Genomic DNA, 24,662 nt, shown 5'->3' with positions numbered 1-24,662 from the left:
CGCGGACGCCTGACGACGCCGCGCCGGCGCTTTAGTCGTAGCTCAGGGTAAACGGCAGGCTGGCGTTGGCGATGCCTGGCGACATGGCCCCGCCGGAACCGACATAGGCGGCGGCGAAGCTGACGCGACGGATATCATCGGGCTGACCCGGCTGGTCCTCCTGCAAGAGAACGCCGCTGGTCAGGTTGTAAGCGGAGGGGTTGGCCACCGCGGCGCTGTCGAACACCGCGATGCCGACGCCCCGGGCAAAGCCCGGAGACGAGGTGCCGTTGTTGACGCGCAGGATGTTGTTGCCGCTCATCACTTCCGGCGACGCGCCGGCCAGCTTCATCGTCACTTTGCTGGCGGTTTTGCAAATGATGTTGAAGTTCACCTGCCGGCTGCCGGCGCCGGTGAACTTGGGATTGGCCAGCGTGCCGATGTCCTCCACCGACACCGTGCCCATGTCCACCTTGATGCTGTTGGCGTCGCCATTGGGCGAGCTGAGCCGGCAAGAATCGGAAATCACTCGGCCGGTAAAGTCGATCTGGCCAGAAAGGGTATCGGCAAAGACCGGACTGACGGCAAAGGCGGCCAGCGCCGCCACAACGAATTTCCCTTGCTTGCTGTTTAACAATTTCATGCAAAACCTCCCTCAGATTGAAAAAGCCGCAGACCAAAGCCTGCGACGTTCGAATGGCGAAAACACGCCAATGCCAAGATTGTCAAACAATCTGAAGAGGATTTTAGGTTTTCAAATACTTATGAAATATAGGATTTATCCTATTTTATTGTCATATGGTTATATGAAACGATAACCATTAGGTAATCATCTTAAAATCGCATAATATTAATATGCGAAATTAATGGATTTTTATTGGGAAACTCCATACAAAAATAAATCCCCTCAGGGGAAGGAGAAAAGCCCAAGGCAAGCTGGGCCGAAAGAGGACTCGCCGCGCTTTTCAAGCGCGCAACGCGCGGGCGGAAAAAAAACGGCAGCCGCCGTACAGGCGTCTGCCGTTTCTCAGGGAACACGCTGGGCTGGTCCGGCCTAGGCGGGACCGCACCTCAGAGCCAGCGCCGCTTCCAGAACAACCACCCCAGCCCGCCGGCGATGCCCAGCATCGCCACCAGCACCAGGTGATAGCCGTAATGCCATTTCAGCTCCGGCATGTATTCGAAGTTCATGCCGTAGATGCCGGCGATCAGCGTCAGCGGCATGAAGATCATGGTCAAGACGGTGAGCACCCGCATTTGCAGGTTGAGCCGATGGGACTGGGTGGACAGGTAGAGGTCCAGCATGTCGCCCACCATCTCGCGCGACATCTCCAGCGATTCGATCACATGCATGGTGTGATCGTAAGCGTCGCGCAGATAGACCAAGGTCTCCGGCTTGAAAAAGCCATGCTCGCCGCGGTTCAGCGAAATCAGCATTTCCCGCATCGGCATCAGCGCGCGGCGCAGCTTCAGGCAATCCCGCTTCAGCCGCTGGATCTGCAGCAAAACGCCCTGATCGCGTCCGCGCAGCAGCATGGTGTCCATGCGCTCCACTTTTTCGTTGAACTCGGTGAGCACGCCGAAGTAGTCGTCTATCATCGCGTCCAGCAAGGAATAGCCCAGGTAGTCGGCGTCCTTGTGGCGCAGCAGGCCGCGTCCGCGGCGCAGCCGTTCCCGCACCTCCTCGAACACGCCGGTGGGCCGCTCCTGAAAGCTCAGCACGAAACGGCGGCCGATGACCAGATAGATCTGATCGGACAACAAGCGCCCGGCGCCGTTTTCACTGTGCTGGTGGTAGTCGAACACCCGGCTGGCGACGAACAAATAATCGCCGTAGTCCTCCACCTTGGGCCGCTGGCGCGCGTTCATGATGTCTTCCAGCACCAGGGAATGCAGGCCGAAGCGCTGGCCGATGGCGCGCATCACCTCGGGCTGGTGCAGGCCGTAGACGTTGAGCCACAAGACGCCGCCGCCGGGCTGGTGGGCCAGGCCCTCGGCCACGGTCTGGAACACGGTTTCCTGCAATTGCTCCGGGCCGTATTCGAATAGCGAGATCGAGGCTTCCGGCAATTTCGCCTCGCCCACCGACAGCAGGGTGCCGGGCGCCTCGCCCAGCGTGGGAATGCGTTTTTTCAGCGTGGCGTGGCGCATGGGCAGATCACACTTGCACGATGTCGAGCACGAAGCCGACGTTCTTCCACTGGCCGATCTCCTGCTTGAAGCCGCTCGCCGTCAGCGGGCTGCCCTTCAGCCAGACCTTGTTCAGCGTCAGCGCGAAGCCGGTGGCGTGCTGGCGCAGGTCCAGCATTTCCGGCAGCGCGATGCTGTTGCGGCTGCGGTGGAACAAGACCGCCAGCCGCAGCGACACCACCGCCTGCCACAGGCTGGAGTCTTCCATGTATTGCCGCATCTTGCCCATGTCGCCGCGGTGGCCCAGCACGATGGCGGCCAGCGTGGCCTGTTCGCGCTTGGAGAAGCCGGGCATGTCGGCGTGCTGCAGGATGTAGGAAGAGTGCTTGTGATAGGCGGTGTGCGAGATGGTCAGCCCGATCTCGTGCAGCTTGGCCGCCCACAGCAGGCGCTTGAGCATGGCCTGGTCCACGTCCTCGCCGGCCACCATCCGGTACAGGCGCTCGGCCAGCGCGGTGACGCGCTCGGCCTGGGCGGTGTCCACATGGTAGCGGCGCTTGAACTGGGTGACGGTGGTATCGCGCATGTCCTTTTCACGCTGACGGCCCAATAGATCGTATAGCACGCCATCGCGCAAAGCGCCTTCGGCCACCGTCATCTTGTCGATGGCCAGTTCCTGGAACACCGCGATCATGATGGCGAGGCCGCCGGCCAGCACCGGCGCGCGGTCGGCCTTGAGGCCGTTGACGTCGATGGCGGCGATGCCGCCCTGGCGGATCAGCAGCGCCTTGAGCTTTTCCATGCCGGACAAGGTGATGTCGGCCGTGCTCCAGTCGTTGATTTCCAGCACGTCGCGCAGGGAACGCGCGGTGCCGGAGGTGCCCACCGCCAGCTGCCATTCTTCGCGCTGGTATTGGTGGGCGATGCGCTGAATCTCGTTGCGCGCGGCCAGGATGGCGTCCCGGAAATTGGCCTGGGTCAGCTTGCCGTCGCCGAAATAACGCAATGTGTAGCTGACGCAGCCCAGGGGCAGGCTTTCGGTGACCAGGGCTTTGTAATGGCTGCCGATGATGAACTCGGTGGAGCCGCCGCCAATGTCCACCACCATGCGCCGCTCCTTGGTGTCCGGCAGCGAATGGGCGGCGCCCAGATAGATCAGCCGCGCCTCTTCGCGGCCGGCGATCACCTCGATGGGAAAGCCCAGCAAGGGCTCGGCCTTGGCGATGAAGTCCGCCGCGTTCTTGGCCACGCGCAGGGTATTGGTGCCCACCGCGCGCACTTGCGCCGGGGTGAAGCCGCGCAGGCGCTCGCCAAAGCGGGCGAGACAGGCCAGGGCCTTGTCCTGGGTTTCCTGGTCCAGTTGTTTGTCGGCGGTCAGGCCCGCGCCCAGGCGCACGGTCTCCTTCATCACGTCCAGCGCGTACAGCTGGTCGTCCACCACCCGCGACACTTGCAGGCGGAAGCTGTTGGAGCCCATATCGATGGTGGCGAGCACGTTGTTTGGGGGCGTGGTCAGTGTCAAAGACACCCCTTCTCTCTTTATCAAGGCCCGCGCCCGCGCGGCGGCGCCGGCGGAAACGGGGGGATTCATCATCAGGTTGGATCGCCGGGGGACTGGCACGGACGCCGGACGCAACAATGGCGGTAACACCGAATGTTACCGCCATTTTAGGCAAACCGTCATGTCAAGTCGCCGTGGCCGGCGCGGGCCGGCTCAGCCCAGGGTTTCGCGCTTCTTGGTTTCCAGCGTAGTGTGGCGGATGTCCTTGCCCTTGACCAGATAGACCACGTATTCGGAAATATTGGTGGCGTGATCGCCGATGCGCTCTATCGCCTTGGAGATGAACAAGGTGTCGATGGACATGCTGATGGTGCGCGGGTCTTCCATCATGAAGGTGATCAGCTGACGCAGTTCGGCGGCGAAGTCTTCGTCCAGCTCCTGGTCGGCTTCGGCCAGTTCCAGCGCGGCGCTGGTGTCCAGGCGGGCGAAGGCGTCCAGCGCGCGGCGCAGCATGCCCAGCGCCGCGTCCGCCATTTTCTCGATCTCGCGGAAGCGCGGCACCTGATAGCGTTCGGACTGGTAGATGGTCTTGCCCATGCGCGCGATCTTCTTGGCTTCGTCGCCGATGCGCTCCAGATCGGTGATCACCTTGATCACGGTGAACACGATGCGCAAGTCGCTGGCCGCCGGCTGGCGGCGGGCGATGATGTGCAGGCAGTCGTCGTCGATGGTGACTTCCATCGCATTGACCAGCGCATCCTCGGCGATCACCTTGTCCAGCTTGTCAATATCGCCGGCCAGCAGGGCTTCCACCGCGGACAAAATCTGCTGCTCCACCAGTCCGCCCATCTGCAGGACGCGGGTGCGGATGGTTTCCAGCTCCATATCGAACTGTTTGGAAATATGCTCTGCCATGTCTGCCCCAAACCAAAACCAGTCAAAAAACGCTATGTTAATGCGGGCAGATGACGCCGATGTGACAATTCATCTGCCCGCCTGCGGGCGGCCTGCTCGAAGGCGGACGGCCCTTAACGGATTTCTTCCACGCCGTTCTGCCGCCCCAACACCAGCACGTCGGCGCGACGGCGCGCGAACAGGCCGCAGGTGACCACGCCGGCCAGATGGTTGATGATCTCCTCCAGTTCCACCGGCTTCTGAATCTTCAAGCCGTGCACGTCCAGGATCACGTTGCCGTTGTCGGTGCTCACGCCCTGGCGCAGTTCCGGGTGGCCGCCCAGCTTGACCAGTTCGCGCGCCACATAGCTGCGCGCCATCGGAATGACCTCGATGGGCAGCGGGAAGCCGCCCAGCATGGCGACGTATTTGCTTTCGTCGGCGATGCAGATGAATTGATCGGCCACGCTGGCGACGATTTTCTCGCGGGTCAGCGCGGCGCCGCCGCCCTTGATCATGTGCAGGTGGTGGTTGATTTCATCGGCGCCGTCGATGTACACCGGCAGCGCGTCCACTTCGTTCAGGTCGAACACCGGGATGTGGTGAGCCTTGAGGCGGGCGGTGGAGGCGTCCGAGCTGGACACCGCGCCGCGGATGCGGCCCTTGATGGCGGCCAGCTCTTCAATGAACAGATTGACGGTGCTGCCGGTGCCGACGCCGACGATGCTGTCGTCCGGCACGAATTCGATGGCCTTCTTGGCCACGGCAAGCTTCAGTTGGTCCTGAGTCAACATGGTAATGCCTCCTGTGTTGGGATGGTATTGCGCCGGGCGGATTATGGCACGGGGCGGGCCGCCGGACACCTGTCATCAATCTCGAACGGCGAATCTCGGCGCGGTTTTACACGGGCATCAGCAGGCAGGCGGCTTGCGCCTCTATCGCCTCGCAGCGGCCCAGATAGCCGAGCTTTTCATTGGTCTTGCCCTTGACGTTGACCGCGCCGATCTCCAGGCCCAGGTCTTCGGCGATGGCCGCGCGCATCGCGTCGATGTACGGAGCCAGCTTGGGCTGCTGCGCGATCAGCGTGCTGTCCACGTTCACCGGACGCCAGCCGGCGGCGCGCACGCGCTTGGCCGCTTCGCGCAGCAGCGCGCGGCTGTCCGCGCCTTTGAATTCGGGATCGGTGTCCGGAAAATGGCGGCCGATGTCGCCCAGCGCCGCCGCGCCCAGCAAGGCGTCGGTAATCGCGTGCAGCAAGGCGTCGGCGTCGGAGTGGCCCAACAGGCCCTTATCGTGCGGAATGCGCACGCCGCCCAGGATCAACGGCCGGCCGGCCACCATCTGATGCACGTCGTAGCCCTGTCCAACTCGAAACATATCAATCCTTTCTTGCCGCCAGCACCGCGCGCGCCAAGGCCAGATCGCGCGGATAAGTCACTTTGAAATTCTGGGCGTCGCCCTCCACCAGCCGCGGCTTGCCGCCGCAGCGCTCAATGGCGGAGGCTTCATCGGTCACATCCGCCAGATCGCCGCCTTGCAGCGCTTCCCGCAATTTGCCGCGGCGGAACATCTGCGGAGTTTGCGCCAGCCACAGGCCGGCGCGGGAAACGGTGACCGCCACGCGCTGTTCGGCGTCGGCGCGCTTGACGGTGTCCGGCACCGGCAGGGCCAGCAGGCCGCCCACCGGATCGTCGCCCACCTCGGCCAGCAGCCGCTCCACCGCGTCCGCGGTCAGACAGCAGCGCGCGGCGTCGTGCACCAGCACCCAGTCGTCGTCGGCGCAGTCCAGCGCCTCCAGGCCGTTGCGCACGCTCTCGGCGCGGCTGACGCCGCCCGCGCGCAGCACTTGCAGCTTGGGGATGTCCCAGTCGAAATCGTCGAACCACTCGTCGCAAGGAGAGATCACCACCGCCACCGTCTCCACGGCGGGCACCGCGGCCAGCGCCTGCAGGGTGTGCCACATCAGCGGCCTGCCGTTCAATTGCAGGTATTGCTTGGGGCTGGGCGCGCCGAAGCGGCTGCCGTGGCCGGCCGCCGGCACCAAGGCCAGATAGCGGCTCACGCGCCCTCTCCGGCCGGCGTCTCCAGGCTGCGCCACAGGCAGCTGCCCTTCACCGACTTGTCCAGATCGTTCAAATAACTTTGATGATCGGCCAGCTCCCGCTCGTTGGCGCGCTTGACGATCAGCGGCTTGCGCTCAAAATCCATCGCGCCGTGCTGGCCGCCGGGCAGATCGACGTCGATGTCCATCACCAGGCTTTCCTGGCCGCGGGTCATCCACAGATAGACTTCGGACAGCAGCTCGCAGTCCACCAGCGCGCCGTGCAAGGTGCGGTTGGAGCGGTCGATCTCGAAGCGGTCGCACAAGGCGTCCAGGCTGTTGCGCTTGCCGGGGAACTGGTCGCGCGCCTCGCGCAGGGTGTCAATCACATTGGCGCACAGGTTCTTGATCGACGGCAGGCCCACTCTTTCGAATTCGGCGTTGAGGAAGCCGACGTCAAACGGCGCATTGTGGATGATCAGTTCCGCGTCGCGCAGGAAGTCGGCCATTTCCTCGGCCACCTCGCGGAACTTGGGCTTGCCTTCCAGGAACTCCAGCGAGATGCCGTGCACGCGCTGGGCGTCCGGATCGATGTCTCGCTCCGGGTGGATGTAAAGATGCAGATGCTTGCCGGTCAGCTTGCGGTTGATCATTTCCAGGCCGGCGAATTCGATGATGCGATGGCCTTGGGCGTGTTCGAGACCGGTGGTTTCGGTATCGAGAATGATTTGTCTCATGCGCTATCCTGGCGGCGGCCGCCGGCGGCGGCGTCGCTCTGACTTCAGAAGAAGGGCGGACGCGGCCGGCTCAGGCCAGCTCTACGCCGCGGTTGGCCAGCTGATCGGCCCTTTCGTTGAACTCATGGCCGGCGTGGCCTTTGACCCAGCGCCACTCCACATGCAGATGGCGGTTGCGCTCGGCGTCCAGTTGCTGCCACAGATCGGCGTTCTTCACCGGCTCCTTGGCCGCGGTCTTCCAACCGCGCGCCTTCCAGCCGTGGATCCATTCGGAAATGCCTTTTTGCACGTATTGGGAGTCGGTGTACACCACCACCTGACACGGCCGGTTCAAGGTGGCCAGGCCCTTGATCACCGCCAGCAACTCCATGCGGTTATTGGTGGTGTTGGCCTCGCCGCCGCACACTTCCTTTTCCTTGCCCTTGAAGCGCAGCAAAGCGCCCCAGCCGCCCGGTCCCGGATTGCCCTTGCAGGCGCCGTCGGTATACATCTCTACCTTGTCTTCAGTCGTCATGCTGTCTCGTCATTGCCGGGGCTCGCGCCCCGCTTGCTGTGTTGTTTCATGGTTCCCGGTGGCTGTGATGGCGCTCGTTGCCGGCGGCCACCGCCAGGCCGGCCTTGGCCTTGCCCTGCTTCCAATTGGGCAGGATCAAGCGCATCCCGCGCTGGCGCTTGATCGCCTCGATGCCGTACACGCCGGCGGCCAGCGGCCACCAGCGGTCCCCAGCCCGCTCCATGAAGCGGAAACGCTGCACCCAGTCGCAGCGGGAGAACGGCGGCGCGTAGCCCATGAAGCCTCCGCTCGCGGGCTCCAGCTCCAGCAGGGTCAGCCAGTCCTTGATGCGCACCAGCGACAGGAAGTTGCCGCTCCACGGCGCGTTCTCGCGCCCTTGGACCAGTCGGCGCACGCCCCACAGCGACACCGGATTGAAGCCGGTGAGGATCAGGCGGCCCTCCGGCATCAGCACGCGCTCGGCTTCGCGCAGTACCTGATGCGGCACGGTGGTAAAATCCAGCACATGCGGCATCACCAGCAGGTCCAGGCTGCGGCTTTCGAACGGCAGTTGCTCCGGAGCGCACAGAATCTGCGCCGGTCCGGAATCCGAAACGCGGCACTGCCAGGGAATGCGGTTGGCGCGCAGGAAATCGACTTCCGGCAAACCCAGCTGCACCGCATGAAAGCCGAACACGTCGGCGACGGCGCGGTCGAAATAAGCCTGCTCGCGCTCCAGCAGATAACAGCCCAATTCGCTGGAGCTCAGCCAGTCGCTAAACGAATTCTTCATCGAGAGAAGCCTTATGCCAGCCAAATACACCGTCAGCCCGGTAGGGGCCTTCAGTGACAATTATATCTGGGTTTTGCATCACAGCGGCCGCGCTGTCGTGGTCGACCCGGGCGAAGCCGCGCCGGTGGCCGCCTTCCTGGAACGGGAAGGACTGCAACTGGAAGCCATCCTGATCACCCATCACCACGCCGACCACATCGGCGGCGTGGCCGAGCTGTCCGCGCGCTGGCCGGACGCCGCCGTCTACGGCCCGGCCGACATCGCCTCGGTCTCCCGCCCGGTGATGGACGGTGCCCGCGTCGAGCTCTCCTTCGGCGCGGCCGCGGTGCTGGAAGTTCCGGGCCACACGCTGAACCACCTGGCCTATGTAATCGACGACGCGCTGTTTTGCGGCGACACCCTGTTCGGCGCCGGCTGTGGCCGGCTGTTCGAAGGCACGCCGCGGCAAATGCACGATTCGCTGGCCAAGCTGGCCGCGCTGCCGGACGCCACCAAGGTCTATCCGGCCCATGAATACACCTTGGCCAATCTGCGCTTCGCGCTGACGGTGGAGCCGGGCAACCCGGTGCTGGCCATCCGCATGAGCCGAGACCTGAAGCTGCGCGAGCAGAACCTGCCCACCCTGCCCTCCACCATCAGCCTGGAACGCGCCAGCAATCCCTTTCTGCGCGCGCATGAACCGGCGGTGCGCCAGTCCGCCGCGCACTGGAGCGGCCAGCCGCTTAATGATGTTGTCGAGGTCTTTTCCGCGCTGCGCGAGTGGAAAAATCGCTTCTGAGGGATTTGTTCACAATCTTGCAAGCCAAGGCGAAACACGGCGAAAACGGCAGGGAAAACGACGGGAAAAACGGAAAGCGCGTCGCGGTCCATTCGTATTTCAAAACGGTTTTCAAGGCCGTATCGCCTACGCGCGGCCTACCGCGAACGGCCCCTCAAACCATGACAAGGAACTGAATCCTGAGCGCCACTGTTAAAAATAACTGGCGCAGGACAGTCTGCATGGCCTATATGTCAGCAAAGCACATGAAGTTATTTGGTTTTTTGGTTGACACCCCTATGTTGGCTGTTTAGCATCAGCCGAAATCAGAATTCCGGGCCCGCCAAATGAATCGCTTCACCCCGTTGGCACTTTCGCTGTCATTTGCTTTTTTATTTGCCTCCGCCGCGCACGCGGACGGGGCGTTTCGCCAATCCGTCGGCGTGGACGAGGGCCTGGCCTCCGGCCTGGACATGATGCTGCTGAACTCCAGCCTGCTTCGCAACGGCGACAATGTCTGGGAGCGCGCGCGCGAAGGCTTCCAACTGCCGGAAGTGAACGCCGACATCGTGCGCCGCCAGGAACGCTTTTATGCCAGCAAGCCGGAATACTTCCGCCGCACGCTGGACCGCAGTAGAAAATATCTGTTTCACATCATGAACGAGGTGGAGCGCCGCGGCATGCCCACCGAACTGGCGCTGCTGCCGCTGGTGGAAAGCGCCTTCGTTCCCACCGCGAAATCCCATGTCGGCGCCTCCGGCCTGTGGCAATTCATGCCGGCCACCGGCCGCCACTACGGTCTGGAACAGACTTGGTGGTACGACGGCCGCCGCGACGTGATGGAAGCCACCCGCGCCGCGCTGGACTACCTGGAAAACCTGTACGGACAGTTTGGCGACTGGAATATCGCCTTGGCCGCCTATAACTGGGGCGAGGGCAACGTCTCCCGCGCCATCGCCCGGCTGCAGGCCAGCGGTCAGGAAGTGACGTACGAAAACATCCGCATGCCCAACGAAACGCGCAACTACGCGCCCAAGTTGCTGGCGGTGCGCAACATCCTCAACGATCCGGCCAAGTTCGGCGTGCGCCTGGACAAATTTCCCAACAAGCCTTATTTCGTCGCGGTTTCCACCGGCAAGCACATGAATATCGACATCGCCGCCAAGCTGGCCGGCGTGTCCATCGGTGAATTCAAAGAACTGAACCCGGCCTTCAACCTGCCGGTATACGCGCACAAAAACGGCCGCCAGATGCTGATCCCGGCGGCCAAGGCCGATAAGTTCCAAGCCAATCTGGCCAAGTGGGACAAGCCGCTGCTCACTTGGGAAGTCTACACTCCGCCCGCGGACGCCAACGTCAGCCTGATCGCCAGCGAGCACGGCATGAGCGCCGGCCAATTGATGAGCGCCAACAATCTGAGCAGCAGCTCGCTCAAGGCCGGCCAGCCGGTGCTGGTGGCGATAAGCAAGGATCAGCGCGATATCCGTCCGCTGGACGCCACCGACACCGCCTTGCCGGAAAGCGGCGACAGCGCCACCCTGTTGGCGCAGGCGGAAACGCCGCGCGCCGCGCCGGCGGTGATGGTCGCCTCGGCCCAAGCCGTCCCGCAAGCCATCCCCGTCGCTCAGGTTCAGACGCCGCCGGTCGCCGTCCAGCCCGCTCCCGCCCTGGCGGCAGCGCCGGAAGCCCCGCCGGCCCGGCCAAAACCGTCCTCGTGGCGGCCGCACCCGCGACAACGGCCACGGCCGACGCCGACGGCAATTACACCGTGGCCGCGGGAGACACCCTGTACAGCGTCGCCCGTCGCTTCAACCTTAGTCTGGACGATTTGAAAACGGCCAATCAGTTGGACTCCAACACCGTTCTGGTCGGCCAGGTGCTCAACGTCAACAAAACCCTGGACAAGAGCGTGACCCTGCTGGCGGACAGCCGCGCCAGCCAGGCTCAGCAAGACGCCTTGCTGAAAGTCAGCGGCCTGCAGATCAACCAGCGCGCCACCGGCAGCGTGCCGGCGGAATACGTGGTGCAGCGCGGCGACACCCTGTTCAGCATCGCCCGCCGCTTCGGCGTCAATCACAACGACATCCAGCGCTGGAACGATTCCCGCCAGTTGACCCGGCTGCAGCCGGGCCAGAAAGTGCGCATCCAGGGCCTGTAAGGACTTGGGCCGCAAAAAAAAGCCAGGGCTCGCCCTGGCTTTTTTTCATGTCCGCCGCTAGCGGCTGCGCCCCTGGCTGGCGCTGCTCAGCCAGTGCCACACCATCAGCAGCACCCCGCGGCTGGGCGGCGGCACCTGCATCAGGCTGGGCAGCAGCAGCGCCAAATCCTCGCGCAAATGCTCGGCGACCAGATTGAACTCCGCGGTCAGCCAGTGGCAATACGAGGGCTTGTCCAGCGCCAGCGGACTGACCGCCTCGCTCAGCACCTCCGCCAACATCGCCGGCTGATTGAAGCGCATGCCGTGAGCGGCGCGCATCAGCGTACGCACGATGGCGCGGCGCTGCTCGGCGCCGTCGCTCAGGGCCGGCGTGTTCTGGGCCACCTCGCCCATCCGGTCCAGCAAGCTGCACAGCGCGCGCTGACGCCGCTGGATGGCGTCGAAACCCGCCGCGGGCAGGCCGGACTCCTGCACCGCCGCCGCCACCAAGGCACGCATGCGGATCAAGCGGCTGTTGAAACGCTCCAGCGCCAGGCCAGCGTCCACCTCGCGCCGCCGCGCGATCTTGCTGTACAGGGTGGCCGCTTCGCGCAAATTATCCGCCAGCAAAAAACGCCAGCTGTCTATCGCCCGCAAAGGAAACAGGCCCGCGGCCACCAAGCCCAGTAGGGAACCGGCCAGCACATTGAAGCCGCGCCACAGCGCGGCCTCCACCGGCTCGTTGCCCAGGCCGGCGACAATCACCATGGTCAGCCCCACCAGCAGCGCCAGATACTCGCCCTTGCCCAGCGCGAACCAGGCGCTGAGCATCACCAGCGCCGTCATCCACAGATAGCAGGACAGCGGCGAATGGCGGTACAAGGCCATGGCCACCAGGCCGGCCGCCGCCCCCAGCAAAGAGCCGCCCATGCGCTGCAAGGCCTTGCGCCTTACCCCGCCCCAGTGCGGCACGCTGCCCAGCACGATCAGAATGGTCACCAGCATCCAGCTGCCATGCGGTATCTCGAACAACAGGTTCAAGGCCAAACCCACCAAAAACGCCGCGGCCACCCGCAGTACATGCGCCTGCCGGGCGTACAGGTTCAGATAATACGGCGTCAGCAGAATGCGCCAGGAGCGCCAGCGGCTGCCTTCCATCTCTCACTCCATCGTCTTGCTGTCCAGCCAGATCGTCACCGGACCATCGTTGACCAGCGCCACCTGCATGTCCGCGCCAAACACCCGGTGGGCACCGGCTTGCCCAAGGTCTGCGCCATCGAGGCGACAAATTGATCGAACAGGGGGCTGGAGCGCTCCGGCCGCGCCGCGCGCGAATACGACGGCCGATTGCCCTTCTTGGTGCTGGCGAACAAGGTGAACTGGCTGACCGCCAACACCTCGCCGCCGCAATCCAGCACCGAGCGGTTCATCACGCCGGCCTCGTCGTTGAAGATCCGCAGTTGGCTGAGCTTGCGCGTCAGCCAGGCGATATCCTCCGCCCGTCTTCCTCCTCAATGCCCACCAGCAACAGCAGGCCGGGACCGATCTCCCGGTCACGCGCCCTTCCACCGTCACCGACGCCTGCCTCGCCCTTTGCACCAATACCCGCATGTCCTCTCCTTGCCAGACCATCATAGATTCAAATCCCGGCCTGCATTCTAGAGCCAAGCGCGCCGCCGGTCACGACGACGGCCAAGCCCGGCGCAGTCCAGTACAATGACGGTTGCTCAATAAGGATTCGCCTCATGCTGATGGTCATCTCCCCAGCCAAGACGCTGGACTTCGACACCCCCGCCGCCACCGATCACTACACCCAGCCGGACTTTCTACATCACAGCGCCGAACTGATTCAGGTGCTGCGCGCCAAGAGCCCGCTGGAAATCGGCAAGCTGATGAGCATCAGCGACGCGCTGGCCCAATTGAACGTGGGCCGCTACCACGACTGGCAAGCGCCGTTCAGCCCGGCCAACGCCAAACAGGCGGTGCTGGCCTTCAAGGGCGACGTCTACGAAGGCCTGAACGCCGCCAGCCTGGAGCCGGGGCAGATGAGCTATCTGCAAAACCATTTGCGCATCCTGTCCGGCCTCTACGGCGCGCTGCGGCCGCTGGACCTGATGCAGCCCTACCGGCTGGAGATGGGCACCCGCCTGAGCAACCCGCGCGGCAAAAACCTGTACGAGTTCTGGGGCGACACCGTCACCCACGCGCTGAACGCGGTGCTGGAGCAAAGAAAAGACCCGGTGCTGGTGAACTTGGCCTCGGAGGAATACTTCAAGGCGGTGAAGCCGGCCAAGCTCAACGGCAGCCTGATCACCCCGGTGTTCCAGGACCGCAAGAACGGCCAGTACAAAATCATCAGCTTCTACGCCAAGCGCGCGCGCGGCATGATGGCGCGCTGGGCCGCGCTGCATCAGGTCAGCCAGCCGGAGCAGCTCAAGCACTTCGACAGCGCCGGCTACGCCTTCGATGCGGCGGCCTCCAGCGAACTCAACTGGGTGTTCCGCCGCGACCTGCCCTAAGAACCTCTAAAGTCTGCTGCGCTTCAGCGATACGGCGTTGAAAACCACTTCGAAATGCTCATGTACCCCCGTACATTCCGCTTTCTCAGCCTCAACGCCTTGTCTCGCTCTGGCTCGCGAAATCGTAAACAGACGCTAAGACCCGCTAACAGCATCGCTGATCCTGCGTTGCGCCTTCTTGTCGTAGGACTTGTACTGCCTGCGTCGGCACGCCTTGGCTCAGCTTCTCTGCGCAGTTTTCTTAGCAGCCCCAACTAGGCGGATACGGCGTTGACCAGCGCCTCTCCGCGCTCGAAAGCGCCGGCATTGCCCAAGGTGGTGTCGGCGATATTCATCAGCGCCTCGCGCGTCAGAAAGCCTTGGTGCGAAGTCACCAGCACATTGGGGAAAGTCAGCAGCCGCGCCAGCTGATCGTCCTGCAGCCCGCTTTCCGACAGGTTCTCGAAAAACACGCCCTCTTCCATCTCGTACACGTCCAGGCCCACACCGGACAAGCGCCCGGCCTTCAAGGCCTCCAGCAAGGCGGCGGTATCGATCAGTCCGCCGCGGCTGGTATTGATCAAGACCGCGCCCGGCTTCATCCGCGCCAGCGTCTCGCGATTGACCACATGCCGGCTCTCCGCCGTCAGCGGCAGATGCAGGCTGATCACGTCCGCCTGCCGCCAGACCTCCTCCAAGGACACGAACTCGCAGCCCAGGCTCGCCGCCAGCTCGGCGTTGGGATACAGATCGTAAGCCAGCACCCGCATGCCAAAGCCGCGTGCGATGGACATCGTGGCCTGGCCGATACGGCCGGCGCCCAACACGCCCATGGTCTTGCCGTGCAAATCGAAACCCACCAGTCCGTCCAAGGAAAAATCCATCTCCGCACCCGGGTATAGGATTTGTGGATGCGGCGCACCACTGCCAGCAGCAAGGCGAAGGCGTGCTCGGCCACCGCGTGCGGCGAATAGGCCGGCACCCGGGTCACCGCGATGCCGTGCCGGCGGCAGGCCACCAGATCCACGCCGTTGTAGCCGGCGCAGCGCAAAGTCACCAGCTTCACCCCGCCGCGCCAGTTTGGCCACCACCGCCGCGTCCAGCCTGTCGTTGACGAAGGGGCAGACCGCGTCCACGTCCTGAACCAGGCCCACGGTGTCCAGATTCAGACGCGGTTCGAAAAACTGCAATTGATGATGGTGGCTTTGATTGGCGGCCTCCAGCGCGTGGCGGTCGTAATTCTTGGCGTCGAAAACGGCAATGCGCATGCTGCGGCTCCTGAATGCGGATGGATGAAAGCACTATAAGGCAGCGCGGCATCCAGCAACAGCCTCCCTCTCGACACCGCGACGACGAGGACGCCGGAAAATATGAACCACAGTAATAGCCTGGATGCATATTGATGATTTGACGACACCTGCTCTGTGCGCAATAAATTCACCTTGCCGGCAATACGATCAACCCTCTCCAAGGCGGACCACCGACATGGAAAATATTATTTCAGGTAATAGCAAATCCGGGCAGCTTGCCCCAGGCGCCCGTCAACCGGCGCGCGCCGGACTGGCCGCCTTTGTCGGCACCATGATCGAATGGTACGACTTCTACATCTACGGCACCGCCGCCGCCCTGGTGTTCGGCCAGTTGTTCTTCCCTCCCGGCGATCCCTTTCTCAGCCGCATGGCCGCGCTTGGCACCTTCGCCGTCGGCTTTTTCGCCCGTCCCTCGGCGGCATCGTCTTCGGCCACCTGGGAGACAGGCTGGGCCGCAAAAAGTCCCTGGTCATCACCCTGATGCTGATGGGGATCGCCACCGTCTGCATCGGCTATTGCTACCTACCAGCAGATCGGCCTTTGGGCGCCCGTCGCGCTGGTGGCGTTGCGGGTGCTGCAAGGCGTCGCCGTAGGCGGAGAATGGGGCGGCGCGGTGCTGATCGCCGGCGAACACGCCGGCCGCCAACGCCGCACCTTGTTCGCCTCCTTTGCCCAACTCGGCAGCCCGGCGGCTTGATCCTGTCCTTGCTGGCCTTCAAGTGGGTCACCGCCATGGAGCCGCAGGCCATGCTGGACTACGGCTGGCGGCTGCCCTTCCTCGCTAGCGCCGGCCTGCTGCTGATCGGCCTGCTGATTCGCTTGGGCGTGAACGAATCCCCGAGTTTGAAACCAGCCGCCAACAGCGGGCCGCCAGCGCCGCGCCGCTGTTGGAGGTGGTTCGTAAGGCCTGGCCCTTGCTGCTGTTGTGCATAGGCGCCAACACCATAGGCATTGCCGGCGTCTATTTCACCAACACCTTCATGATCGTGTTCACCACCGAATACCTGGGCCTGGCCAATCCGCGATTCTGGCCTGTCTGTTCTACGTCGCCTTCATTCAATTCGCCATCCAGCCGCTGGCCGCCTGGCTGGGCCAAAGATTCGGCGCCGCCCGCTTCCTGAAAATCGCCGCGGCGCTGGCCATCCTGTCCCCTATCCGATGTTCGTGCTGGTCAAGCAAGGCGCGGCCAGCGGCAATGCTGGTTGATGGTGATGGGCATCGCCATCTGCGTGATTTGCATGGCCAGCTTTTACTCGGTGATCGCCGGCTTCGTCAGCGGTATCTTCGAAACCCGGGTGCGCTATACCGCCATCTCCCTGTCCTACCAAGTCTGCGGCGCCATCGCCGGCGGTCTGACGCCTTTGATAGGCACCATGCTGGCCAGCGCTACCACGGCGAATGGTGGCCGCTGGCGATATTCTATTCACTGATGTCCGCCGTCTCCCTGCTGTCCGTCGTGGCGCTGGACCGCTGCGCCACCTCCATGCAGACCAAGCCTGAGGGGCCCCTCCATGCTGAACATAGACTCCGCCCGCCTATGGCAAAGCCTGCTTGCCATGTCTCAAATCGGCGCCACCGGCCGCGGCGGCGTCTGCCGCCTGGCACTCAGCGCCGAGGATGTCGCCGCCCGGCGGCAGTTCTCCACTTGGTGCCAGCAAGCCGGCCTGAGCCTGGAGAGCGACGCCGTCGCAATCTCTTCGCCCGCCGCCGGGGACGCTGCGCCGAACTGGCGCCGGTGATGATGGGCAGCCATCTGGACAGCCAGCCGGAAGGCGGCAATTTTGACGGCGTCTACGGCGTGCTGGCCGCCTTGGAAGTGATTCGCGCGCTGAACGACCATGATGTCGAAACGCGACGTCCGCTCGAGATCGCCTGCTGGACCAATGAAGAAGGCGCGCGCTTCGCGCCCGCCATGCTCGGCTCCTCTGTGTTTGCCGGCGAATTGCCGTGGAACAGGCGCTGCGCGCCGCCGACAGCCAGGGCGTCACGCTGGCCGCCGCCTTGCAGGCCAGCGGCTGTCAGGGCCGCGCGCAACGCCCGGCCCATGCCGGACGCCTATTTCGAAGCGCACATCGAACAAGGCCGGTTCTTGAGTCGCGGCGGCTGCCGATCGGCGTGGTCAGCGGCGGACAAGGCATCTTGTGGCTGGAGGCGGAGCTTGAAGGCGCCGGCGCCCAGCCGGAACACCCCTCGGACATACCGCAGGGACGCGCTGCAGGCGGCGGCCGCCATCCTGACGCAATGGGAGAACGACGCGCCCAGCCGCTACCCGCAAGCCTTGTGGACTTGCGGCCAGCTGACGATAGGCAAACCTTCGCGCAACACCGTGCGGGCAAGGTTCAATTCAGCCTGGACTTGCGCCACCCGGAGCCGCCGGCTGCAGCTCATGGCAACGACATCTGCGAGCGATCCGCGGCGTCGCGCAGGCGCGCGGCATCGCCGCCCGCATCGAAACGCTATGGCATGCCCGCCCACCCGTTCGACGCCGGCTGCCAGCGCTTGCTGGCCGAGGCCGCGCCCGGCTGGGGCTATCCCACCAAGACATCGTCAGGGCGCCGGCCACGACGCCATCGTGCTGGCTCGCCACTGTCCCAGCGCCATGGTCTTCATCCCTGCCGCGACGGCATCAGTCATAACGAAGCCGAATCCATCGAACCCGAGCATGCGGCCATGGGCGCCAATGTGCTGCTCCACGCGTGCTGGCTCGCGCCAACGCCAGGACAACGCTCATGAAAACTTTTTTCCATCCGCTGCAACGCCGGCATCAACGCAAAGCTATCTGTCTCGCGGCCAAATGCGCCAAGCGCAGGAAGTGCCGCAGCGCATCGAGCCCTATTGTCCGCGGTGCGTCAATGGCAATTCCGCTCCACAGCGCCGACCACGGCATGGCCCCTCGAAGCGGTGCATCAGCGCGACTACTTGAATTCTCCAGCACGGGCACGAGGCCTGGCTTGCCGCCGCAGGGCGAATGGGCGATGAACTGATATCAATATCTTTGTGCGTTCGCCCAACGCCGGCCGGCATCCTGCCCAAGCGCCAACACCAGCTGGACGGCAGCTGCCCGGATTGGCGCGACACCTGGCTGGCCGCATATTGGTCGGCCCAGAGCGCGGTTTCGGCCGCGGCGCCGTCCAGGCGGGAGAACGCTTCGCTAGCCTTGTGTCGCCCGCCCGGCATCATGCCCGTCCGACGGCGCCGGCGGTTTCTGTTATCTGAACAATGCCGCCATCGCCGGGAAAGCCTGCGCCCGCCTGCCTCGCATCGCCATCCTGGACACCGACATGCACCACGGCCAAGGCACTCAGGACATCTTCTATGCGCGCGACGACACGTATTCGTCTCCATCCACGGCGATCCCACCAATTTCTACCGGTGGTGGCCGGCTTCGCCGACGAATGCGGCGCAGGCGCCGGCCAGGGTCACAATCTGAACCTGCCCCTGCCCCATGGCAGCGATGAAGAGGCCTTCTTCCGACAACTGGAACCGGCCTGTGCCGCAATCCACCGCTTCCAGGCCGACGTCCTTGTGCTGTCGCTGGGCTTCGACATCTACCAGGAGGACCCACAATCCAAAATCGCCTTCAGCAGCCCGGCTTCGCCCGCCTGGGTCGGCGGATCGCTCAATTGCGCCTTCCCACCGTCATCGTGCAGGAAGGCGGCTATCACCTGGACAGCCTGGGCCGCAACGCCGGACAGTTCTTCTCCGGCCTGCTGCGGCCCTGAGCGCGAGAGGCTCGCATGGAAAAGCGCGCCAACACTGTGGAAGCCGTCTTCGGCCGGCTTAACGACACCCTGGACTGGAACCTGCTGCGCACCTATCTGGTCATCGTCGAAGAGCGCGGCATCAGCCGCGCCGCCGCCCGCCTGCACCTGACTCAGCCGGCGATCAGCCGCTCCTTGCAAAGACTGGAAGAACATCTGAACATGCGCCTGATCAGCCAGCGCTCGCCGCAGCACTTCCCGGCAAGGCCGGAGGAGGGTTTCGCATCGCCGGCTCCCGGCTGCAACTTGGTCGCGCGCATGGAGAGCCCCTGGGGCACCATCAGCCGCATCGAATCACTAAACAAATCTGGGCCTGCATGTGCGCGTGCTGCGACGCCGCATCATCACCGCTGCTCGCAGCCCTGAGCCTGGAGCGGGCTTGGAAAAGAGCAAGTCTGTATTTTCCCGCAGCGCTTTGCGCTGTATTGCGGCCGGCATCACAGGCTTTCACGGAAAACTTCGTCAGCTTTTCAGCGATCAACTGACTGTCTCCGCTGACCATTTTCCGCGAACAAGCCGGCTTCACCGGCCGCATCGTCGCCAGTTCTCCCAGCCTGGACGAGATTCGCCGCATGATCTTCGCCGGCTACGGCATCGGCGCGCGCGGAACATAGCGTCGCAACGACATTGTGCAGCAGCGCTTATGGCGGCTGCCGCCGGAACAAGGCGTCGCCGATATCGACATCTACCTGATGTGGCATCGCGAGCGCAGCCTCAGCGTCGCGGAAACCGCCTTCCTGAAATTTTTCCGGACATTCATGCTGGCCTACCCGCCCTGTGAACGACTGGGCGCCGTCAGCGGCATTTGAAAGGCAAACTCATGGACCAAGCCGCCTTACGCCCATCCCCAAGCATGCCGGCGACGATTCCGATGCTGACACTGCTCCGCCAGAACCTGGAGCAGCTGCGGCGGGAGCCGCAGCCGGAATGGCCGCAATTGGAACACGCGTTTGGCGCAAGTGGAAAAGACGCTGGAGCAAAAATCTGGTGGAACTGAGCGGAGTCAACGCCGCGCTGGCCACCTTGGCCGGCCTGCTAGGCCATCATGAAGACCGGGCGCTGTCCGGCCCGGAGTGCAGGCGCTGCTGGAGCCCTTGCAACTGAAGCTGGAAGATATTTTCCGGCAGTTGAACGAACTGGCTTAATCGAGAAGGAAAGTAAAACGCAAAAAACCCGAAGCCGTTTGGCTTCGGGTTTTTTAACTTGGTTGCGGGGGCAGGATTTGAACCTACGACCTTCGGGTTATGAGCCCGACGAGCTACCAGACTGCTCCACCCGCGTCTGATCTGTCTGCTGTGTTTCGTGCAGAGGAGCGAACTATACCCCGCCCCGTTTTTCTGGTCAAGCGTTTTGGAAAAAAAGATTTCTGATGCGGGGAAAGTTCGCACCAAGACGATTCATACTTGTTAACAGTTGATCTTTACTACCACACACCTGATCAACAAAGACCGTCTAAAGTGAACTCAAGGTCAGCGCAGTCGTTCTCCCCGAGCGCCCGAGAAGTCAGCGCCTGTCTGCCAACAGGCGCTGCCGATGCGGGCGCGATCTTGTGCATTTTGGAAGACATTGCCGCTGCGGTTTCGACTGCCAGCGAAGCCGCAAAACAAGCAGCCGTGTCTTTCCTCCTAAGTGTTCATCACGGAACTTCAGGGCCGCTTTTGCGGCCCTTTTTTTTTGTCTATTCGCCCGCGATCCGCTTCAAAGCGCGGCCATGGCCACGGCGGCTTCGCGGCGCATCTTCCGCCTATACAGCAAGGTCATCAGGCACAGCCCGCCCATCACGCCGTAGCTGATGAAGGGCGCCACCAGCAGAAAACGCTCCACCGGCCAGGTCCAGGCCAGATAAGCGCGCCGCCCGCCTCCAGGCTCAAGCCCAAGCCCCACCACAGCGTCATTTGCTGGATGGCGCGCCTGAAGCCATCCGCGCGCCATAGTTGTTCGAACCGTTCCCGCCCCTGCTCCGATTCCCGCGCCAAGGTCGCCCGCGCCAGATAGAACACCAGCGGCCGACGCAGCGCCAGGGACAGCAGAAAGCCGCAGCCGATCAAACCGGTGATCAGGGACTCGCAGCAACAGCAGGCGCGCGTCGCCGCCCAGCAGCATGGCCAGCAAGGACAAGCCTATGCCCAGCAACACCAGCAGGCTCAAAGCGTCCACGCGCCGGAAGCGCAACAGCTCGATCACGCTCCACAGCACCGGCGGCAAGGCGGAAAAACATCAGCGCCCGGCTTCGCCCCAGCGCGGCTCGCCATAGCGGTAGCAGCAGCAGGAAATTGACGATGATTTCCAGTATCAGTTTTGCGCGTTTCGGCACGCGCCAAATGCAAAAGCATGAACATTTGCATCGAAACGTCAACTGCCTGACTTGAGTTTTTCGCAGGGGGAGAAAAAGGACGGGCCAAAAACAAAGCCCCGCATTTTGCGGGGCTTCATCTGTAATCTGCGCAATGGAATGGACAAACGCAGGGGAGTGGCATCAGGCGGCCGCCTGAATGAAGGCGTTGGCGGGATACAAGGCGCTGGCCAAGCCCAAGGCGGACTTGAAAGTCACTTCAAACATCTTGCCAACCTGTCGAATGCTGACCACTTCGTAATGCATGGTAGAGCCGCTGTCCTTGTGCTCAAGGATTTTGTAGCCGGGTTTCAGTTGAGAAATTTTCATGATGGTTCATTCCTTTTTCTTTTTTTTGGGTTGTTCAAAATTCATTTCATCTAGAGACATACCATATTTTCAAAAGTTCCGCCAGCCGGACGAGAATGTTTCGCATTTGGCTTGCAGTGAATGTAACAGCCTCAGATGACAGCCCGGTGAAGGTTTCGGGGCCGCGAAATGACGCGGCCCCTGCATGCCAATATGACAGCAGGGGCCGCGGGACCCAACTAGTAAAAAGAACAGTCAGGATTAGGAACTACCGGCTCAGCCTATGCGCATGCCCGGCTTGGCGCCTTGATCGGCGTCCAGCAAGAACAGGCCTTCGCTGTCGTCTGGCCGGAAGCGCAGACGATCATGCCTTGCGATACGCCGAAGCGCATCTTGCGCTCGGCCAGATTGGCCACCACCACCACATTGCGGCCCACCAGTTTTTCCGGCTCCTGATAAGCCTTGCGGATGCCGGAGAAGATGTTGCGCTTCTCAAAGCCCATATCCACGGTGAACTGCAGCAGTTTGTCCGAGCCTTCGACAAAGTTGCACTCCAGCACCTTGCCGATGCGCAGGTCCAGCTTGGCGAAGTCGTCGATCTTGATGGTTTCGGCCAGCGGCTCGTATTGAGCGGCGGCCGGGGTGTCTGCGGTGGCTTGCATATTCTGTTTGTTCGCTTCTCTTTTGTCGATCAGCACGGGTCGATGCGCATGCATCAGGTGCTGGTAGGCGTGGATCTTCTTGCCCAGCAGCAGGTTGGCGGCGTCGCTCCAGGCGAGCGGCGCCACGTCGAGGAAGGCTTCCACGCCTTCGGCCAGCTTGGGCAGCACCGGCTTCAGGTAAATGGTGAGCAGGCGGAAGGCGTTGATCAGCACGGTGCAGACTTCCTGCAAGCGCGCGTCCTGGCCTTCCTGCTTGGCCAGTTCCCACGGCTTGTTGGCGTCCACGTAGGCGTTGACCACGTCCGCCAGCGCCATCACGTCGCGCAGCGCCTTGGCGTATTCGCGCGCCTCAAAGGCGGCGGCCAGTTCATCGGCGGCGGCCTGCAGCTTGGCGAGGATGTCGCCGTCGCTGACCTGGCTGGCCAGCATGCCGTCAAAACGCTTGGCGATGAAGCCGGCGGAGCGGCTGGCGATGTTGACGAACTTGCCCACCAGATCGGAATTCACCCGCGCGACGAAGTCGTTCAGGTTCAGATCGATGTCTTCGATGCGGCCGTTCAGTTTTGGCGGCGATGTAATAGCGCATCCACTCCGGATTCAGCCCGCAATCCAGATAGCTCTTGGCCTGGATGAAGGTGCCACGCGACTTGGACATCTTCTGCCCGTCCACGGTGAGGAAGCCGTGGGCGAACACGCCGGGCGCGGAGGCCGGCAGCATCCGGGAGCGCGTGGTACAGGGTGGTACTTGTGTCTCGGTTGGTCCTTGCCAACCTCGTCGAAATTCAGGCGATCGCACAGTTCTTGAAGCTGTAGCCATGGGCCGAGCACCGGGACTTGCCGGCGCGCGGGGATTCGAAGCCGAAGCGTCGCGGCTGATGTCCCAGCTGCCGGAAATCCACTCGCTTGTTCAATTCGGCTGCAATGCGGCTGCGCGCCGTCGGCGCGCACCTGCCCGCCACCGCACTGCCAGAAATAACTCGTTTTCAGCACGGCCCGCCGCGGCGCCGCGTTTTCAGTCGGTGGTTGTAAGTGGCGCCGCAGACTTCACAGTTGTCGCCGTATTGATCCTTGGCGCTGCACTTGGGGCATTCGCCCTTGACGAAGCGGTCCGGCAGGAACATCTGCTTTTCCGGGTCGAACAACTGCTCGATGGTGCGGCAGGCGATCTTGTCGTCGGCTTTCAAGGCCAGATACACCTGCTCCGCCAGCGCCTTGTTCTCCGGGCTGTTGGTGCTGTAGTAGTTGTCGTGGCCGATCAGGAAGCCCTGGGAATCCGCCAGGTGCAGTTCGCGCACGCTGTCCACCAGCTGTTCCGGGTGATGCCCTGTTTTTCCGCCGCCAGCATGATGGGGCGCCGTGGTGTCGTCGGCGCAGACGTAATAGCATTCGTGGCCGCGCATCTTCTGGAAGCGCACCCAGATATCGGTCTGAATCTGTTCCAGCATGTGACCCAGATGCAGCCCGCGTTGGCGTAAGGCAGTGCGCTGGTCACCAGAATCTTGCGTTTGCTCATTAGGATTGTTCCAAAGGTGCGATCTGAAACGATCGATTATAGAGGCAGTCGCCCCCGGCGGTCACGACGGATATCCGGGAAACGGCGGCCATCAAAGACAAAGCCCGGCGTGCAGCGGGCCGGGTTCGGGCTCAGGGCCTCCGGCTTGGCCTCGGCTTTCCGGCTGCCTTTGGCCCGGCCTGTTGCGCGCGCGCCAGCGCCCCAGCGAAAGGGCCAGGCCGCCATGCCACAGCGAAGCGAGCGATAAGCGAAGCCTGCGCACTGCGTGCGCCAGCCGCAGCACAGGCTCATGCTGGCGGACAACTGCCTTGCCTTGCGTCGAGGACATCAGCGCGAAACGGCAACACGCCAGGCGGCCGGAATCAGCGTCAAGCCATGCCACCATGCGCGGATGCGCGGACAACAGCACGCCGGAGGGCTGAGGCCGATCACGATGGGCCACATGCGATCAGCGCGGAACGGCCCAGCGGCCAGCGGCCGGCCACCAGCACCAGCGCCAAATTGCCGGCGATCAGGCCGCCGAACACCGGCAGCTGCATCAGGCCGTATTCCAGCGCGCTCATGTGCAGATCATTCACCAACAGCACCGGCGACATGGCGATCCAGCCCATCAGCGGCAGCGCCAGCAGCGGGATGCACAGCGCGGACAGCACGAAGCGGCCGTTGCCGAACACTTTCAGATAATCGCGGCCCATCTGCGCCAGCGGCAGTTTCTCGTGGCTGGGCTGGGTGGTTTCCGGCATTTTCCAGATCAGGCCAGCAAGGCCAGGAAGGACAGCGCGGCGATCAGCAGGAAGCTGGTGCGCCACGGCGCC

The 24,662-nt window shown here is 63.3% G+C and carries 31 protein-coding genes, 1 tRNA gene and 4 pseudogenes; 15 read left to right on the top strand and 21 right to left on the bottom strand.

What is annotated here, in order from left to right:
* Positions 1-31: 31 nt before the first annotated feature.
* From HQN78_RS00165 to HQN78_RS00120, 10 genes are all read right to left on the bottom strand, one after another.
* Complete coding sequence (locus HQN78_RS00165; RefSeq protein WP_235087215.1) at positions 32-622, bottom strand: fimbrial protein; 591 nt, start codon at positions 620-622, stop codon at positions 32-34.
* Positions 623-1,050: 428 nt separating this feature from the next.
* Positions 1,051-2,130, bottom strand: coding sequence for a magnesium/cobalt transporter CorA (gene corA, locus HQN78_RS00160; protein ID WP_048412489.1), 1,080 nt, complete (start codon positions 2,128-2,130; stop codon positions 1,051-1,053).
* A gap of 7 nt (positions 2,131-2,137) precedes the next feature.
* Positions 2,138-3,631, bottom strand: coding sequence for an exopolyphosphatase (ppx, locus tag HQN78_RS00155; protein ID WP_256477458.1), 1,494 nt, complete (start codon positions 3,629-3,631; stop codon positions 2,138-2,140).
* Positions 3,632-3,823: 192 nt separating this feature from the next.
* A complete protein-coding gene (phoU, locus tag HQN78_RS00150) occupies positions 3,824-4,525 on the bottom strand; it encodes a phosphate signaling complex protein PhoU (RefSeq protein WP_107798437.1) in 702 nt (233 codons plus the stop codon).
* A gap of 113 nt (positions 4,526-4,638) precedes the next feature.
* Entirely contained in the window at positions 4,639-5,298 is a 660-nt protein-coding gene (gene rpiA / locus HQN78_RS00145; RefSeq protein ID WP_235087213.1) for a ribose-5-phosphate isomerase RpiA, read from the bottom strand.
* Positions 5,299-5,404: 106 nt separating this feature from the next.
* Entirely contained in the window at positions 5,405-5,881 is a 477-nt protein-coding gene (gene ispF / locus HQN78_RS00140; RefSeq protein WP_107798435.1) for a 2-C-methyl-D-erythritol 2,4-cyclodiphosphate synthase, read from the bottom strand.
* A gap of 1 nt (position 5,882) precedes the next feature.
* The gene (gene ispD / locus HQN78_RS00135; protein ID WP_107798434.1) at positions 5,883-6,566 is read right to left on the bottom strand and encodes a 2-C-methyl-D-erythritol 4-phosphate cytidylyltransferase; all 684 of its coding nucleotides are present in this window, start codon (positions 6,564-6,566) and stop codon (positions 5,883-5,885) included.
* Positions 6,563-7,282: a DNA polymerase III subunit epsilon gene (gene dnaQ, locus HQN78_RS00130; RefSeq protein WP_227104610.1), complete on the bottom strand. Its 720-nt coding sequence runs from the start codon at positions 7,280-7,282 to the stop codon at positions 6,563-6,565. Before dnaQ ends, ispD begins: the two co-directional genes overlap by 4 nt.
* 70 nt (positions 7,283-7,352) lie before the next feature.
* Positions 7,353-7,796: a ribonuclease HI gene (gene rnhA / locus HQN78_RS00125; protein WP_081550245.1), complete on the bottom strand. Its 444-nt coding sequence runs from the start codon at positions 7,794-7,796 to the stop codon at positions 7,353-7,355.
* A 46-nt stretch (positions 7,797-7,842) separates the two neighbouring features.
* Positions 7,843-8,568 (bottom strand): class I SAM-dependent methyltransferase, encoded by a 726-nt coding sequence (locus HQN78_RS00120; protein WP_107798432.1) that lies wholly within the window; start codon positions 8,566-8,568, stop codon positions 7,843-7,845.
* 13 nt (positions 8,569-8,581) lie between these two features.
* Between HQN78_RS00120 and gloB the strand changes: the two genes are divergently transcribed.
* The 3 genes from gloB (at position 8,582) to HQN78_RS00105 (ending at position 11,483) form a co-directional block, all read left to right on the top strand.
* On the top strand, positions 8,582-9,346 hold the full coding sequence (gloB, locus tag HQN78_RS00115) for a hydroxyacylglutathione hydrolase (RefSeq protein WP_235087211.1): 765 nt from the start codon (positions 8,582-8,584) through the stop codon (positions 9,344-9,346).
* A 326-nt stretch (positions 9,347-9,672) separates the two neighbouring features.
* Positions 9,673-11,157: a transglycosylase SLT domain-containing protein gene (locus tag HQN78_RS00110; RefSeq protein ID WP_235087208.1), complete on the top strand. Its 1,485-nt coding sequence runs from the start codon at positions 9,673-9,675 to the stop codon at positions 11,155-11,157.
* Positions 11,094-11,483, top strand: coding sequence for a LysM peptidoglycan-binding domain-containing protein (locus HQN78_RS00105; RefSeq protein ID WP_235087206.1), 390 nt, complete (start codon positions 11,094-11,096; stop codon positions 11,481-11,483). Before HQN78_RS00110 ends, HQN78_RS00105 begins: the two co-directional genes overlap by 64 nt.
* Positions 11,484-11,540: 57 nt before the next feature.
* Here the strand turns inward: HQN78_RS00105 and HQN78_RS00100 are convergent, their stop codons facing one another.
* Together HQN78_RS00100 and dtd are read right to left on the bottom strand one after the other, a co-directional pair.
* Positions 11,541-12,620, bottom strand: a complete 1,080-nt coding sequence (locus tag HQN78_RS00100) for an FUSC family protein (RefSeq protein WP_107798429.1) — start codon at positions 12,618-12,620, stop codon at positions 11,541-11,543.
* Positions 12,621-12,623: 3 nt separating this feature from the next.
* A pseudogene (gene dtd, locus HQN78_RS00095) lies at positions 12,624-12,916 on the bottom strand (D-aminoacyl-tRNA deacylase).
* Positions 12,917-13,207: 291 nt separating this feature from the next.
* Between dtd and yaaA the strand changes: the two are divergent.
* The gene (gene yaaA, locus HQN78_RS00090) at positions 13,208-13,981 is read left to right on the top strand and encodes a peroxide stress protein YaaA (RefSeq protein ID WP_107798427.1); all 774 of its coding nucleotides are present in this window, start codon (positions 13,208-13,210) and stop codon (positions 13,979-13,981) included.
* 254 nt (positions 13,982-14,235) lie between these two features.
* Here the strand turns inward: yaaA and HQN78_RS00085 are convergent, their stop codons facing one another.
* Together HQN78_RS00085 and HQN78_RS00080 are read right to left on the bottom strand one after the other, a co-directional pair.
* On the bottom strand, positions 14,236-14,844 hold the full coding sequence (locus tag HQN78_RS00085) for an NAD(P)-dependent oxidoreductase (RefSeq protein WP_255701203.1): 609 nt from the start codon (positions 14,842-14,844) through the stop codon (positions 14,236-14,238).
* Between the two features lie 56 nt (positions 14,845-14,900).
* Positions 14,901-14,978: pseudogene (locus HQN78_RS00080) on the bottom strand (hypothetical protein); the annotation flags it as partial.
* Positions 14,979-15,445: 467 nt separating this feature from the next.
* Between HQN78_RS00080 and HQN78_RS00075 the strand changes: the two are divergent.
* The 11 genes and pseudogenes from HQN78_RS00075 (at position 15,446) to HQN78_RS25375 (ending at position 20,028) form a co-directional block, all read left to right on the top strand.
* Positions 15,446-15,751, top strand: coding sequence for a hypothetical protein (locus HQN78_RS00075; protein WP_235087204.1), 306 nt, complete (start codon positions 15,446-15,448; stop codon positions 15,749-15,751).
* Between the two features lie 78 nt (positions 15,752-15,829).
* On the top strand, positions 15,830-15,967 hold the full coding sequence (locus tag HQN78_RS00070) for a hypothetical protein (RefSeq protein WP_235087201.1): 138 nt from the start codon (positions 15,830-15,832) through the stop codon (positions 15,965-15,967).
* Positions 15,968-16,157: 190 nt separating this feature from the next.
* Complete coding sequence (locus tag HQN78_RS00065) at positions 16,158-16,391, top strand: hypothetical protein (RefSeq protein WP_235087199.1); 234 nt, start codon at positions 16,158-16,160, stop codon at positions 16,389-16,391.
* A 90-nt stretch (positions 16,392-16,481) separates the two neighbouring features.
* On the top strand, positions 16,482-16,700 hold the full coding sequence (locus HQN78_RS00060) for a hypothetical protein (protein WP_235087196.1): 219 nt from the start codon (positions 16,482-16,484) through the stop codon (positions 16,698-16,700).
* 81 nt (positions 16,701-16,781) lie between these two features.
* Positions 16,782-17,009, top strand: a complete 228-nt coding sequence (locus HQN78_RS00055; protein WP_235087194.1) for a hypothetical protein — start codon at positions 16,782-16,784, stop codon at positions 17,007-17,009.
* Positions 17,009-18,193 (top strand): M20/M25/M40 family metallo-hydrolase, encoded by a 1,185-nt coding sequence (locus HQN78_RS00050; RefSeq protein WP_370646584.1) that lies wholly within the window; start codon positions 17,009-17,011, stop codon positions 18,191-18,193. The genes HQN78_RS00055 and HQN78_RS00050 overlap by 1 nt, the downstream gene beginning before the upstream one ends.
* Before the next feature lie 274 nt (positions 18,194-18,467).
* Positions 18,468-18,587 (top strand): annotated as a pseudogene (locus tag HQN78_RS25745) (histone deacetylase family protein); the annotation flags it as partial.
* A pseudogene (locus HQN78_RS25740) lies at positions 18,586-18,795 on the top strand (hypothetical protein); the annotation flags it as partial. The pseudogenes HQN78_RS25745 and HQN78_RS25740, both read left to right, overlap by 2 nt.
* A 212-nt stretch (positions 18,796-19,007) precedes the next feature.
* Positions 19,008-19,397 (top strand): LysR family transcriptional regulator, encoded by a 390-nt coding sequence (locus HQN78_RS00040; RefSeq protein WP_235087189.1) that lies wholly within the window; start codon positions 19,008-19,010, stop codon positions 19,395-19,397.
* A 263-nt stretch (positions 19,398-19,660) separates the two neighbouring features.
* Entirely contained in the window at positions 19,661-19,840 is a 180-nt protein-coding gene (locus HQN78_RS00035) for a hypothetical protein (RefSeq protein WP_235087187.1), read from the top strand.
* Positions 19,841-19,902: 62 nt separating this feature from the next.
* On the top strand, positions 19,903-20,028 hold the full coding sequence (locus HQN78_RS25375; RefSeq protein WP_255701202.1) for a hypothetical protein: 126 nt from the start codon (positions 19,903-19,905) through the stop codon (positions 20,026-20,028).
* A gap of 207 nt (positions 20,029-20,235) precedes the next feature.
* Here the strand turns inward: HQN78_RS25375 and HQN78_RS00030 are convergent.
* The 7 genes from HQN78_RS00030 to HQN78_RS00005 form a co-directional block, all read right to left on the bottom strand.
* Positions 20,236-20,311: transfer RNA gene (locus tag HQN78_RS00030), tRNA-Met, on the bottom strand.
* Between the two features lie 498 nt (positions 20,312-20,809).
* Entirely contained in the window at positions 20,810-21,079 is a 270-nt protein-coding gene (locus HQN78_RS25735) for a VC0807 family protein (protein ID WP_370646583.1), read from the bottom strand.
* A 428-nt stretch (positions 21,080-21,507) separates the two neighbouring features.
* Entirely contained in the window at positions 21,508-21,693 is a 186-nt protein-coding gene (locus HQN78_RS00020; RefSeq protein ID WP_019103612.1) for a hypothetical protein, read from the bottom strand.
* A gap of 260 nt (positions 21,694-21,953) precedes the next feature.
* The gene (gene metG / locus HQN78_RS00015; protein ID WP_370646582.1) at positions 21,954-22,841 is read right to left on the bottom strand and encodes a methionine--tRNA ligase subunit beta; all 888 of its coding nucleotides are present in this window, start codon (positions 22,839-22,841) and stop codon (positions 21,954-21,956) included.
* Entirely contained in the window at positions 22,768-22,989 is a 222-nt protein-coding gene (locus HQN78_RS25730) for a class I tRNA ligase family protein (protein ID WP_370646623.1), read from the bottom strand. Before HQN78_RS25730 ends, metG begins: the two co-directional genes overlap by 74 nt.
* A gap of 328 nt (positions 22,990-23,317) precedes the next feature.
* Positions 23,318-23,779 carry a class I tRNA ligase family protein gene (locus HQN78_RS00010; protein WP_370646581.1) on the bottom strand — a complete coding sequence of 154 codons (462 nt, stop codon included), beginning with the start codon at positions 23,777-23,779 and terminating at the stop codon, positions 23,318-23,320.
* A gap of 496 nt (positions 23,780-24,275) precedes the next feature.
* Positions 24,276-24,590, bottom strand: a complete 315-nt coding sequence (locus HQN78_RS00005; protein ID WP_235087183.1) for a hypothetical protein — start codon at positions 24,588-24,590, stop codon at positions 24,276-24,278.
* Between the last annotated feature and the right edge of the window lie 72 nt (positions 24,591-24,662).

It is taken from the genome of Chromobacterium sp. Beijing (assembly GCF_021496765.1).
Lineage (GTDB): Bacteria > Pseudomonadota > Gammaproteobacteria > Burkholderiales > Chromobacteriaceae > Chromobacterium.
This window is presented reverse-complemented; position numbering and strand designations above follow the sequence as displayed.